11 protein-coding genes are annotated in these 12017 nt (G+C 61.6%); 8 read left to right on the top strand and 3 right to left on the bottom strand.

Features of this window, described 5'->3' with window-relative positions; genetic code table 11:
• The first annotated feature begins 68 nt into the window (after positions 1 to 68).
• Genes efeU through efeO (QCBJ_RS07535) form a run of 4 tightly spaced genes read left to right on the top strand, consistent with a single transcriptional unit; the run spans position 69 to position 4292 of the window.
• Complete coding sequence (efeU, locus tag QCBJ_RS07550; protein ID WP_102060442.1) at positions 69 to 914, top strand: iron uptake transporter permease EfeU; 846 nt, start codon at positions 69 to 71, stop codon at positions 912 to 914.
• Between the two features lie 10 nt (positions 915 to 924).
• Complete coding sequence (gene efeO, locus QCBJ_RS07545; protein ID WP_093544622.1) at positions 925 to 2127, top strand: iron uptake system protein EfeO; 1203 nt, start codon at positions 925 to 927, stop codon at positions 2125 to 2127.
• A 14-nt stretch (positions 2128 to 2141) separates the two neighbouring features.
• Positions 2142 to 3446 carry an iron uptake transporter deferrochelatase/peroxidase subunit gene (efeB, locus tag QCBJ_RS07540; RefSeq protein ID WP_102060575.1) on the top strand — a complete coding sequence of 435 codons (1305 nt, stop codon included), beginning with the start codon at positions 2142 to 2144 and terminating at the stop codon, positions 3444 to 3446.
• A gap of 27 nt (positions 3447 to 3473) precedes the next feature.
• Entirely contained in the window at positions 3474 to 4292 is an 819-nt protein-coding gene (efeO, locus tag QCBJ_RS07535; protein WP_102060441.1) for an iron uptake system protein EfeO, read from the top strand.
• Positions 4293 to 4354: 62 nt separating this feature from the next.
• On the opposite strand, the gene pssA is transcribed toward efeO (QCBJ_RS07535), so the two are convergent.
• A complete protein-coding gene (pssA, locus tag QCBJ_RS07530; protein ID WP_102060440.1) occupies positions 4355 to 5698 on the bottom strand; it encodes a CDP-diacylglycerol--serine O-phosphatidyltransferase in 1344 nt (447 codons plus the stop codon).
• Positions 5699 to 5821: 123 nt separating this feature from the next.
• Here pssA and QCBJ_RS07525 point away from each other — a divergent pair, with 123 nt between their 5' ends.
• On the top strand, positions 5822 to 6385 hold the full coding sequence (locus QCBJ_RS07525; protein WP_012724097.1) for a TetR/AcrR family transcriptional regulator: 564 nt from the start codon (positions 5822 to 5824) through the stop codon (positions 6383 to 6385).
• A gap of 56 nt (positions 6386 to 6441) precedes the next feature.
• Positions 6442 to 6921, top strand: coding sequence for a nuclear transport factor 2 family protein (locus tag QCBJ_RS07520; protein WP_012724096.1), 480 nt, complete (start codon positions 6442 to 6444; stop codon positions 6919 to 6921).
• Positions 6922 to 6989: 68 nt separating this feature from the next.
• Here QCBJ_RS07520 and QCBJ_RS07515 read toward each other — a convergent pair whose 3' ends face one another.
• Together QCBJ_RS07515 and QCBJ_RS07510 are read right to left on the bottom strand one after the other, a co-directional pair.
• Positions 6990 to 8147, bottom strand: coding sequence for a PQQ-dependent sugar dehydrogenase (locus QCBJ_RS07515; RefSeq protein ID WP_102060439.1), 1158 nt, complete (start codon positions 8145 to 8147; stop codon positions 6990 to 6992).
• A gap of 12 nt (positions 8148 to 8159) precedes the next feature.
• Positions 8160 to 8474, bottom strand: a complete 315-nt coding sequence (locus QCBJ_RS07510) for a hypothetical protein (RefSeq protein WP_046034227.1) — start codon at positions 8472 to 8474, stop codon at positions 8160 to 8162.
• Positions 8475 to 8657: 183 nt separating this feature from the next.
• On the opposite strand from QCBJ_RS07510, the gene QCBJ_RS07505 reads away from it, so the two are divergent.
• Both QCBJ_RS07505 and ligD read left to right on the top strand, forming a co-directional pair.
• Entirely contained in the window at positions 8658 to 9491 is an 834-nt protein-coding gene (locus tag QCBJ_RS07505) for a Ku protein (protein WP_012724093.1), read from the top strand.
• A 3-nt stretch (positions 9492 to 9494) separates the two neighbouring features.
• The gene (ligD, locus tag QCBJ_RS07500) at positions 9495 to 11999 is read left to right on the top strand and encodes a DNA ligase D (protein ID WP_102060438.1); all 2505 of its coding nucleotides are present in this window, start codon (positions 9495 to 9497) and stop codon (positions 11997 to 11999) included.
• The last annotated feature ends 18 nt before the right edge of the window (positions 12000 to 12017 follow it).

The raw sequence follows: 12017 nt of genomic DNA, 5'->3' as shown, positions 1-12017 counted from the left end.
TGCCTGTTTAGTAATGAGTATCATTATGTTACAACTTAGCCTCCTATCTAGTTGTGACGCGGTGCCGAATGCTCGTTCCTTTTCTCATCATGCTGCGCGAAGGCATTGAAGCCGCATTGATTGTTGGCATTATCGCCAGTTACCTGCAGCAGACCGGCCGGGGCCAGTGGATGCCCGCCGTGTGGATCGGCGTGTTTCTCGCCGCTGCGCTGGCCCTGCTGGTCGGTGGCGGCCTGGAGCTGGTCAGCGCCGAATTCCCGCAAAAGCAGCAGGAGCTGTTCGAAGGCATCGTCGGCCTGGTCGCCGTGGGCATCCTCAGTTCCATGGTGTTCTGGATGCGCAAAGTGGCGCGCTCCATCAAGCACTCGCTGCACGAATCCCTTGATCACGCGCTGGCCGGCTCCAAGCATCAAGTCACCGCCCTGATTCTCATGGTGTTTTTCGCCGTGGCCCGTGAAGGCCTGGAAACCGTGTTCTTCCTGCTGGCGGTGTTCCAGCAGAGCGAAGGCCCAGGCGCACCGATTGGCGCCCTGCTCGGCCTGATCCTGGCGATCATCGTGGGTTTCCTGATCTACACCGGCAGCATGCGCCTGAACCTCTCTGCGTTTTTCCGCTGGACCGGCCTGTTTATCCTGGTGGTGGCCGCCGGCATCCTCGCCAATTCAGTGCAAGCGCTGCACGAAGCCGGCGTGTGGAATCACCTGCAGACCGTGCTGTTCGACTTCAGCGCCGCGCTGCCAATGGACAGCCCGCTGGGCTCGGTACTTGCCGGCATGTTCGGCTATCAGGAAGCCCCCACCATCAGCACCCTCGGCGCCTACCTGATTTACCTGGTGGTGGCCCTGGTGATGTTCTTCCTGCCCGCCGCGCCGTCCAAGCCTGCCACCGCGCACTCTTCCGTTTCCAGCCAGTAAGGACCGTCCCTTGTCCAACCCAACTCCTCAACCGGCTTCGCCACCCCGCGCCCTGCGCTGGGCCGTGGCGGGCTCGGTGGTCGTGATGATCGCCGCCGGTGGCCTGTTCTATTACGCCTCACAGTTGGCGGCCAGCAAGCGCCAGACCAACCACAATGAAATTGCCGTGACCATTCATGGCCACGCCTGTGAGCCGAATGAACTGACGGTACCGGCCGGCCGCGCCAGCTTCCGCATCATCAACCGCTCCGACCGTGCGGTGGAATGGGAAATCCTCGACGGCGTGCTGGTGGTCGAAGAACGGGAAAACATCGCCCCCGGCCTCAGCCAGGTGATCAATGCCAACCTGTTGCCCGGCGACTATGCAATCACCTGCGGCCTGCTGAGCAATCCACGTGGCACCTTGCACGTGACGCCCACCGCCGAATCCGACGCACAGGCCAAGGCCAAGCCGTCGATGGTGGCTTTTATTGGCCCGCTGTCGGAGTTCCGCGTGTACTTGAGCAGCCAGGGCAGCGCGCTGATCAAGGCGGTGACCGCCTTGCAGCAAGCCATCGACAGCGGCGACCTCGCCCAGGCTCAAGCGCTCTATGTTCCCGCCCGTGAGGCCTACCAGCGACTGGCCCCGGCGTCTCAACGCCTGGCGGAGTTGGACAATGCGATCAACGCCCGCGCCGACTACTTTGAAAAACGCGAACAGGACCCGGCCTTCAGTGGCTTCCACCGCGTGGAGTACAGCCTGTTCCAGCAACGCAGCCTCGACGGCCTGGCGCCGATTGCGCAGCGCCTGGTAACCGACGTCACCACCCTCAAGCAACAATTGCTGGCCCAGTCGCTGCCGCCGGAGCAACTGGTGAGCATCGTGGTACGCAACCTCAACAGCCTGGCCGATGTACGTGCCATCAGCGGTGAAGAGGAGCGCTACAGCCACGTCGACCTGAATGGCTTCGCCGCCAACCTGGAGGCCGCCCACAAGGTCGTCGAGTTGATGCGACCGCTGCTGAGTAAATCTGCCGCCGACCTGTTGCCCAAGGTCGACAGCGCCCTCGCCGCCTTCGATGCCGAACTCCAGGGCTTCAAGGTCGACAAGGGCTATGCCACCTACGACAGCATTACCGCCGATCAGCGCAAGCAGATCGCCGACAAGGCCAAGGCTCTGGCCGTTGCACTCGATGGAATCGACCCCGCCCTTGGCCTTTCCGGCCTGCAGTGAAGACGACCGCATACATGAGCGATTCAGCACAGTTTGACCCCCAACGCCGGCGTGTCCTCCTGGGCATGGCGGCCACCGGCGCCGCCATAGCCGGCAGCAGCCTGACCTGCCCAGCCATGGCCGCCGCCGCCGAGCAAGTCACCACCGCGCCACGCAGTGATAAAACCCAGGACCACCACGACTTTTTCGGCACGCACCAAACCGGCATCGTCACCCCACGCCCGGCCTGCGGCATGCTCGTGGCGTTCGACGTACTGGCCAGTGATCGTGAAGACCTGGAGCGCCTGTTCCGCACCTTGAACGAACGCATCGCCTTCCTGATGACCGGCGGCACCGTGCCGCAAGTCGACCCGAAACTGCCGCCCACCGACTCAGGGATCCTCGGCCCGGTGGTCACACCGGACAACCTGACCATCACCGTGTCCGTCGGCGAATCACTGTTCGATGAGCGCTTCGGCCTCGCGGCGGTCAAGCCCAAGCGCTTGAGCCGCATGGTCGGTTTCCCCAACGATGCGCTCGAACCGGCGCAGTGCCACGGCGACCTGAGCCTGCAATTCAGCTCCAACACCACGGACACCAATATCCACGCCCTGCGCGACATCGTGAAGAACCTGCCGGACCTGCTGCTGGTGCGCTGGAAACAGGAAGGCAGCGTGCCGCCCCAGGCGCCTGCCAAACCTGACGAGCCGGCCCAGAGCGCACGTAACTTCCTCGGTTTCCGTGACGGTTCGGCCAACCCGAACTCCAACGATGACAAGGCGATGAACCAGATTGTATGGGTGCAGCCTGGCAGCGACGAACCGGCCTGGGCGGCCAACGGCAGCTATCAGGCCGTGCGCATCATCCGCAACTTCGTTGAGCGCTGGGACCGTACCCCGCTGCAAGAGCAGGAAAGCATCATCGGCCGCATCAAGCCCACCGGCGCGCCTATGGACGGCGACAAAGAAAGCCAGGTGCCCGACTACAGCAAGGACCCGGAAGGCAAGTTGACCAAGCTCGATGCCCACATCCGCCTGGCCAACCCGCGCACCCCGCAGACTCAGGCCAACCTGATCCTGCGCCGGCCGTTCAACTACTCCAACGGCGTCAACAAAAACGGTCAGCTGGACATGGGGCTGTTGTTCATCTGCTACCAGGCTGACCTGGAGAAAGGCTTTATCAGCGTGCAAACCCGGCTCAACGGCGAGCCCCTGGAGGAATACCTCAAGCCGGTCGGCGGCGGGTATTTCTTCACCCTACCGGGGGTCACGGGACCGAAGGATTTCCTCGGGCGCACGCTGCTGGCTGCAACGCACCCTCACACCACTGCCCCTACCTAAAACAAACCCCAGAGCGGAAACCCTCCCATGAAAAAGTCGTTTATCGCGTTGTCGTTATTGCTGACCCTTTCGCCGCTGGCAGCCTTCGCCGCTACCGCGCCGCTGGATTTGGTAGGGCCGGTGTCGGACTACAAAATCTACGTCACCGAAGAAATCGGTGAACTGGTCACCCAGACCCAAGCGTTCACCGACGCCATCAACAAAGGCGACCTGGCCACCGCCAAGAAACTCTATGCGCCGACCCGTGTGCACTATGAGTCCATCGAGCCAATCGCCGAGTTGTTCAGCGACCTCGATGCATCCATCGACTCCCGCGTCGACGACCACGAAAAAGGCGTGACCGCCGAAGACTTCACCGGCTTCCACCGCATCGAATACGCGCTGTTCTCACAGAACACCACCAAAGGCCTGGAAACCCTCACCGCCAAGCTCAACACCGACGTCAACGACCTCAAGACCCGCGTCGACGGCCTGACCTTCCCACCGGAGAAAGTCGTGGGCGGCGCCGCAGCACTGTTGGAAGAAGTCGCCGCCACCAAGATCTCCGGCGAAGAAGACCGCTACAGCCACACCGACCTGTATGACTTCCAGGGCAACATCGACGGCGCGAAGAAAATCGTCGACCTGTTCCGTGGGCAGATCGAGAAACAAGACAAGGCCTTCCTGGCCAAGGTCGACAAAAACTTCGCCAACGTGGACAAGATCCTGGCCAAGTACAAGACCAAGGACGGCGGCTTCGAGACCTACGACAAGGTCAAGGAAAACGACCGCAAGGCCCTGGTGGGTCCGGTCAATACCCTGGCGGAGGACCTGTCCACCTTGCGTGGCAAGCTGGGCTTGAACTAAACGCCGCACAAAAAAAGACCCAGCCCTGTTGAAGGGGCTGGGTCTTTTTTTTGCCTGCCAGTTTACAGGATCCGGTACAGCAACCGCTCGATGCGCACGCGGCTGACCCGACGCAGGAACTTGCCGACCGCTTCCGGATAGTCAGGCAGCGTTTGCAAATCCTGATAACGCTCGATGCGCGTGGTGTGCTGGAAAATCTGCGCCAGCTCGGTGCGCCGCGGCGCCAGCCACTGGCCTTGGGGGTCATCGATCAACAAGGCGTTTTCCAAATCGAGACGGAACGCGCGCGGGTTGAGGTTGTTGCCGGTGAGCAAGGTGTAGCGCTGGTCGACCCACATCCCCTTGAGGTGGTAGGTGTTGTCGCCGTCGCGCCACAGGTGCAGGTTCAGTTGGCCACTGTCGATCATCGGCTGATGGCGTTTGGCGAAGCGGCGCAGGCTGATTTCGTACAGGTACGGCAGCGCGGCAATGACCTTGAATGGCTCGCTCGGCGGGATGTAGAAGTCGTTGGCGGTCTTGTCGCCGACGACGATGTCGATCTTCACCCCACGCGCCAGGGCACGGTTGATCTCGCGGGTCACCGGCAGCGGCAGGTTGAAGTACGGCGTGCAGATGGTCAGTTGCTGCTGGGCGCTGGCGATCAGTTCGAGGATCACCCGGTTCAGCGGGTTGTTCTTGCCCACCCCGAGCAACGGGCTGACCGACAGGTGACCATTGGGCAACTGCCCCGTCGTGGTGTCATAGGTCGCGTGTTTCAGGCGGCTGCGCAAGTCGCCGATATCATTGCGCAAGCTGCGCGTGGTGGGTGGGTTGGGCAGGTCCAGGCGATTAACCGCCTTGGAGGCGATCAGCCCGTGTTCCACCAGGTGTTGCATCGAGTCCGCCAGGGGCTTGCTGTGGATCAGGTGGTAGCGGTCGAAACGGTATTTGTCGAACTTGTGCAAGTACACGTTGTTCAGGCTAGCCCCGCTGTACAGCACGCTGTCGTCGATCACGAAGCCCTTGAGGTGCAGCACGCCGAACAGCTCGCGGGTTTGCACCGGCACGCCATACACCGGCACGTCGCTGATGTGGCTTTGGGTCATGGCCTGGTACCAGGCGCTGTTGCCCGGCTGTTTACCGGCACCGATCAAGCCACGCTGGGCGCGCAGCCAGTCGACCACCACCACGATCTCCAACTCCGGCCGCGCAGCCTTGGCCGCGTGCAGGGCATCGTAGATCTCCTGCCCCGCTTCGTCCTGCTGCAGATACAGCGCGACGATGTAGATACGCCGCGTGGCCTGGGCGATTTTTTCCAGCAGGCAACGGCGGTACGCGTCGGCGCCGGACAGCACCTCAAGGGCATCGGGAGTGAGGGGGAAACCGCGCAGTTTGGGCAACAGGGAGCGTTTGAAGAACGACGGCATAAGGCTCGCAATGGGTCGAATCCGAAGAGTCCCCGAGCTTACACCATGGGGGTGCTCAGGTCTTGCTGCGCGGCATGTAAAAATTTATTGACCAAGAAGAACGATCGTTCTACTGTTTGCAACATGAACGATATGACCGGTAATGAAACCCGCGACATCATCCTCGACGTGGCCGAAAAGTTGATCTATCGCCATGGCATCGCCGCCACGGGCATGGACTTCCTGGTGAAAACCGCCGGCGTCTCGAGAAAAAGCGTTTACCGCTACTTCGCCAACAAAGACGAATTGGTGATTGCCGCCCTGCAACGTCGTGACGAGCGCTGGATGCAGTGGCTGCGCGACGAAGTGGAACGCAGCGAAGGCACGGGTGAACGGCTGCTCGCGGTGTTCAGCGCGCTCAAGGCCTGGTTCGACACAGCGGATTTCCGCGGCTGTGCGTTTATCAACACCAGCGGCGAAACCGGCAACCCGCACGACCCGGTGCGCCTGCTGGCCAAGGCCCACAAACAGAAACTGTTCGAGTACGCACTTGAACTCTGTCAAGCACATGGCACCCCCGACCCGGCACAGCAGGCCGCGCAACTGCTGATCCTGATCGATGGCGCCATCACCGTTGCCCTGGTGATGGGTGATTCAACAGCTGCCGATAATGCGCAATGCATGGCGCGAACGTTATTGGGACTGTGAACGCACAGGTCAGCGCAACTTTCGACTGAAACCTTATTGTCTTGAGGAAAATGCCCATGTCATCCGCCGCAGAAACACGCCCGCCGCTGCCGCCGTTCACGCGCGAGTCGGCTATCGAAAAAGTCCGCCTGGCCGAAGACGGCTGGAATTCCCGCGACCCGCACCGCGTATCCCTGGCCTACACCCTCGACACCCACTGGCGTAACCGCGCCGAATTTGCCTACAACCGCGAAGACGCCAAGGGCTTCCTGACCCGCAAATGGGCCAAGGAGCTGGATTATCGGTTGATCAAAGAGCTGTGGGCGTTTACCGACAACCGCATCGCGGTGCGTTATGCCTATGAATGGCACGACGATTCCGGCAACTGGTTCCGTTCCTATGGCAACGAGAACTGGGAGTTCGACGAAAACGGCCTGATGGCCAATCGTTTTGCCTGCATCAACGACCTGCCGATCAAGGAAAGCGAACGCAAGTTCCACTGGCCGCTGGGGCGGCGCCCGGATGATCATCCGGGGCTTTCTGATCTGGGGCTTTAAGACCTGGCAAATGTGTGAGGGGGCGGTGCGACGATTCGACTTGCCCCCTCACGCGCGGCTACGGCACTTCAGTCCTGATTCAGCCCTACCCGATACAGCACCCCATCATCCGCATCCGTCAGCACATACAAGAACCCATCCGGCCCCTGCCGCACATCGCGGATCCGCGCTTTCAAGCCTCCCAGCAAGCGCTCTTCGTGAATCACCTTGTCGCCATCAAACTGCAAGCGGATCAACTCCTGGTCGACCAGCGCACCGATAAACACGTTGTGCTGCCAGGGCTTGAAGCGATCCGCATCATAAAACGCCATACCGCTGATACCCGGTGATTTTTCCCAGACGTGATGCGGCGGCACTGTGCCTTCCACCGTCTTGCCCTTGGCTTCGGGAATCGGTGTCAGCGAATAATTGATGCCGTGGGTTGCCAGCGGCCAACCGTAGTTCTTGCCCCGCTCGATGATGTTGATCTCATCACCGCCACGCGGACCGTGTTCGTTTTCCCAGATCGTGCCACTCCAGGGGTTCAACGCCAGCCCCTGAGGGTTGCGCTGGCCGTAGGACCAGATCTCCGGGCGCACGCCTTCTTGACCGACAAAGGGGTTGTCGTCCGGCACGCGGCCATCCGGATAGATGCGCACGACCTTGCCTTGCAATTTGTCCAGGTCCTGGGCGGTCGGGCGATCGTTGTTTTCCCCCAGCGTCACGAACAGGTAGCCATCACGGTCAAAGGCCAGGCGTGAACCGAAGTGATTGCCGGTGGACAGCTTCGGCTCCTGGCGCAGGATGACGGTGAAGTCGGTCAAGCCACTGAGATCAGCCGCCAGGCGACCACGGCCCACCGCAGTGCCGGCCGTACCGCCCTTGCCGCCGCCTTCGGCGTAGGACAGGTAGACCATGCGGTCCTGCTTGAAGTCGGGCGACAGCACCACGTCCAACAGGCCGCCCTGCCCTTTGGCCCATACTTCAGGCACGCCTTTCAGCGGCGCGGAGAGCTTGCCGTCCGGGCTGACAAAACGCAGGTGGCCAGGACGTTCGGTAACCAGGAAGCCTTGCTTGTCCGGCAGAAAGGCCACGGCCCACGGGTGATCGAGGCCTTTGGCGATGGGGGTGGCGGTAATGCTGCCTTGTTCGCTGGGAAACTGCTGGGCGTCGGCGGCGAAAACCGTGGTCAACGGCAGCAACGTGGTTGCACACAGGGCGGCTATAAGGGTTTTGCGTAGAAACATAAGGCTGAATCCTTACCGGCGATTGCCGTTGGCATCATAGGTGGGGGCTTTGGTTTCGGTGGTCGGACGGCTGGGGGCGGCATCGCGTTGCGGGTAACGGTTGCCGATACCGCCGTTCTCCAGGGTCGGCGTGCGCGTGGTCGGCCCGGTCTGGATACCGCGAATGGCCGGCGCATTGGGCTGAGTGCCCTGCATGCTATTGGGGTTGGCCCGGTGGATCGGGCCGTTGTTGGCGTTGTTGTTGCCGGGCAGGTTTTGCGCATGCGCCAAAGGCGCAAGGGCTAGGCCCACCAGCAGCGCTGCAACGTGACGCATACCGCTATTCATGACGAAACCTCTCAGGGCGAGGATTACCTGCTTTCGATAACACGCTACGCCTAGGGTTCGGCTTTCGACACTAAATAGTTTCTCATCAGGTGTAACACGATCTGTCCGCGCATCTGTCGGTGGAAACTTTTCGTACAGCGTCCGAGTCACCAGAACACAGCCTCTACTTAAGGAATCGCACCTATGCCACGGGCAATCTGGAAAGGCGCCATCAGCTTTGGCCTGGTGCATATCCCGGTCTCGCTGGTCTCGGCCACGTCATCACAGGGCGTGGACTTTGACTGGCTCGACAAGCGCAGCATGGACCCGGTGGGCTACAAGCGCATCAACAAGACCACCGGTAAAGAGGTGACGAAAGAGAACATCGTCAAAGGCGTTGCGTTCGAAAAAGGCCGCTATGTGGTGCTCAGCGAAGAGGAAATCCGCTCGGCCCACCCCAAGTCGACCCAGACCATCGAAATCATCGCGTTTGTCGCCAGTGACCAGATCCCGTTGCAGAACATCGACACCCCCTACTTCCTCGCGCCGGATAAACGGGGCGGCAAGGTCTACGCGCTGCTAAGGGAAACCCTTAAAAAAACCGGCAAAGTTGCGCTGGCCAATGTGGTGCTGCACACCAAGCAGCATCTGGCGGCCTTGATGCCACTGGAATCGGCGCTGGTGCTGGTGATGCTGCGCTGGCCCGCCGAAGTCCGCAGCCTGGACGACCTGGAACTGGACAGCGACGTGACCAAACCCAGCCTAGCCAAGGGCGAACTGGACATGGCCAAGCGCCTGGTAGAAGACATGAGCGCCGACTGGCAGCCGGATGACTACCGTGACAGTTTCCAGGAAAAAATCATGGCGCTGGTGGCCAAGAAGGCCAAGGCCGGCAAGATCGAAGACGTGGAAACCAGCCAGGACAGCGAAGCGCGCAAGTCCGCCGACGTGATCGACCTGACGGAACTGCTCAAGCGCAGCCTGGCCGGCAAGCCCGCCAAGAAGCCGGCGGCGAAGAAATCCACCAAGGCCTCATGACCCATGCCAAAGCCCCTCAGCGAGTACAACCGTAAGCGCGACTTCGGCGTTACCGGCGAACCGGCAGGCCGTGCACCTGCCGGCAAACGCAACGCGTCGGCGCTGTCTTTTGTGATCCAGAAACATGACGCGCGCAACCTGCACTATGACTTTCGCCTGGAACTCGACGGCGTGCTGCTCAGTTGGGCGGTGCCCAAGGGCCCGAGCCTGGACCCGAGCCAAAAGCGCCTGGCCGTCCACGTGGAAGATCACCCCCTCAGCTATGGCAGCTTCGAAGGCAGTATTCCCGCCGGCCAATACGGCGCCGGCGACGTCATCGTGTGGGATCGCGGCATCTGGCAACCCCATGATGACCCGCGTAAGGCCTACGCCGCCGGCAAGCTCACATTCACCCTGGTCGGCGAGAAACTCTCCGGCGACTGGGCGCTGGTGCGCACCCGCCTGAAGGGCAGCGGCGACAAGGAACAATGGCTGTTGATCAAGGAAAAGGACGCGCAGGCACGCCCGGCAGACGACTACGACATCGTTCAGGCTCAACCGGACAGCGTGGTCAGCGACGCCTCGGCAGGTAAATCCAACGTTAAATTCAACGTTAAATACAACGCCAAGCCCAGCACCAAAGCCACGCGACAACAAGCAGCGGCAACCGCCCTCCCCGAACAATTCAACCCACAATTGGCCACGCTGGTCGACCGCGCCCCCGAAGGCGACTGGCAGTACGAAATCAAGTTCGACGGTTACCGCATGCTCACGCGCATTCGTGACGGCGAGGTGCGCCTGTTCACCCGCAACGGCCATGACTGGACCGAACGCCTGCCACGCCAGGTCAAGGCCCTGCAGGCCCTCAAGCTCAAGGACAGCTGGCTCGACGGCGAGGTGGTCAGCCTGAACGGCGACGGCCTGCCGGACTTCCAGGCGCTGCAAAACGCCTTCGATATCGGCCGCAGCCTGGACATTGTCTACTACCTGTTCGATGCGCCATTCCTCAACGGCCAGGATCAACGCCAGGCGCCTGTGGAGGCACGCCGCGCCGCGCTCAAGGACGCGCTGGCCGTAAGCAGAAGCAAGTTGCTGCGGTTCTCCGAAGCCTTCACCGCCCACCCTAGCGATATCTTCGAAAGTGCCTGTGACCTCGCCCTGGAAGGCGTGATCGGTAAGCGCCTGGGCAGCCCCTATGTGTCGAGTCGCAGTGCCGATTGGATCAAGCTCAAATGCCGCCTGCGCCAGGAGTTCGTGATCGTCGGCTACACCCGGCCACAGGGTTCACGCAGTGGTTTCGGCGCGTTGTTGCTGGCGGTGAATGACGATGCCGGGCTGGTGTATGCCGGGCGTGTGGGCACAGGCTTTGATCACGCGGCACTGAAAGCGATTTATGCGCAACTCAAGCCCATGGAACGCAAGGCATCGCCGCTGGAAAAGCCGCTGAGCAGCGCCCAGGCCCGTGGCGTGCACTGGGTGGAGCCGACGTTGGTTGGCGAGGTGCAATTCGCCGAATGGACCCGGGAAGGTGTGGTCCGCCAGGCGGCATTCGTGGGTCTGCGCAGCGACAAACCGGCCGCCGAGATCATTCACGAGCAACCACGAACGGCCAACGCCATGAAACCCGCGAAAAAAAACAGCGCTGCGGTAACGATCACCCACCCCGACCGGGTGATCGACCCGCAAAGCGGCACACAGAAGCAGCACCTGGCGCAGTTCTACGACAGCATCAGCCAGTGGATCTTGCCCTTCCTGCGCCACCGCCCTGTTTCATTGCTGCGAGCGCCTGAAGGCATCGAAGGCGAGTCATTCTTCCAGAAACACTCGGAGCACCTGGCCATTCCCAACATCAAGCACCTGGATCAGGCACTCGACCCAGGGCATGCGCGCCTGATGGAAATCGACAGCACCCCCGCGTTGATCGGTGCCGTACAAATGGGTGCCGTAGAATTTCACACCTGGGGCGCCACCTCAGACAAGATCGAAACTCCCGACCTGTTTGTGCTCGATCTCGACCCGGACCCGGCGCTGCCCTGGAAAGCCATGCTGGAAGCGGCGCAACTGACCCTGTCGGTGCTGGATGAACTGGGGCTGCAAGCGTTCGTCAAGACCAGCGGAGGCAAGGGACTGCACCTGGTCGTGCCCCTGGCGCGCCGCGACGGTTGGGACACCGTCAAGGCGTTCGCCAAGGCCATCGCGCAGTTTATGACCGAGCAACTGCCCGAGCGTTTTACCGCGACGTCAGGGCCCAAAAACCGCGTCGGCAAGATCTTTATCGACTACCTGCGCAACGCGCGGGGCGCCAGCACCGTGGCGGCCTACTCCGTGCGGGCACGCCCAGGCCTGCCGGTGTCGGTGCCGATCAGCCGTGAGGAGTTGAAGGGTTTACGCAGCGCGCAGCAATGGACTGTCGCCAATGTGCAGCAGCGGTTGAACGGTTTGAAGGCTGATCCCTGGGCCGGGTATACCAACCGACAGAAACTCAGCAAGAAGATGTGGGACAAATTGGGCGCCCGTCCACCGGTGTGAATGGCGCCCAACGTGACG

The organism is Pseudomonas sp. QC2, assembly GCF_002859085.1.
Classification (GTDB): domain Bacteria; phylum Pseudomonadota; class Gammaproteobacteria; order Pseudomonadales; family Pseudomonadaceae; genus Aquipseudomonas; species Aquipseudomonas petroselini.
Note: the sequence above shows the minus strand (reverse complement) of the source record. Positions and strands in the feature narration are given on the sequence as shown.

Excerpts from the sequence above, each read along its gene's own strand:
- efeB (WP_102060575.1), top strand. The coding sequence starts at position 2,142 with ATGAGCGATTCAGCACAGTTTGACCCCCAACGCCGGCGTGTCCTCCTG.
- efeO (WP_102060441.1), top strand. The coding sequence starts at position 3,474 with ATGAAAAAGTCGTTTATCGCGTTGTCGTTATTGCTGACCCTTTCGCCG.
- efeU (WP_102060442.1), top strand. The coding sequence starts at position 69 with ATGCTCGTTCCTTTTCTCATCATGCTGCGCGAAGGCATTGAAGCCGCA.
- ligD (WP_102060438.1), top strand. The coding sequence starts at position 9,495 with ATGCCAAAGCCCCTCAGCGAGTACAACCGTAAGCGCGACTTCGGCGTT.
- QCBJ_RS07515 (WP_102060439.1), bottom strand. The coding sequence starts at position 8,147 with ATGTTTCTACGCAAAACCCTTATAGCCGCCCTGTGTGCAACCACGTTG.
- QCBJ_RS07510 (WP_046034227.1), bottom strand. The coding sequence starts at position 8,474 with ATGAATAGCGGTATGCGTCACGTTGCAGCGCTGCTGGTGGGCCTAGCC.
- QCBJ_RS07505 (WP_012724093.1), top strand. The coding sequence starts at position 8,658 with ATGCCACGGGCAATCTGGAAAGGCGCCATCAGCTTTGGCCTGGTGCAT.
- pssA (WP_102060440.1), bottom strand. The coding sequence starts at position 5,698 with ATGCCGTCGTTCTTCAAACGCTCCCTGTTGCCCAAACTGCGCGGTTTC.
- QCBJ_RS07520 (WP_012724096.1), top strand. The coding sequence starts at position 6,442 with ATGTCATCCGCCGCAGAAACACGCCCGCCGCTGCCGCCGTTCACGCGC.
- QCBJ_RS07525 (WP_012724097.1), top strand. The coding sequence starts at position 5,822 with ATGAACGATATGACCGGTAATGAAACCCGCGACATCATCCTCGACGTG.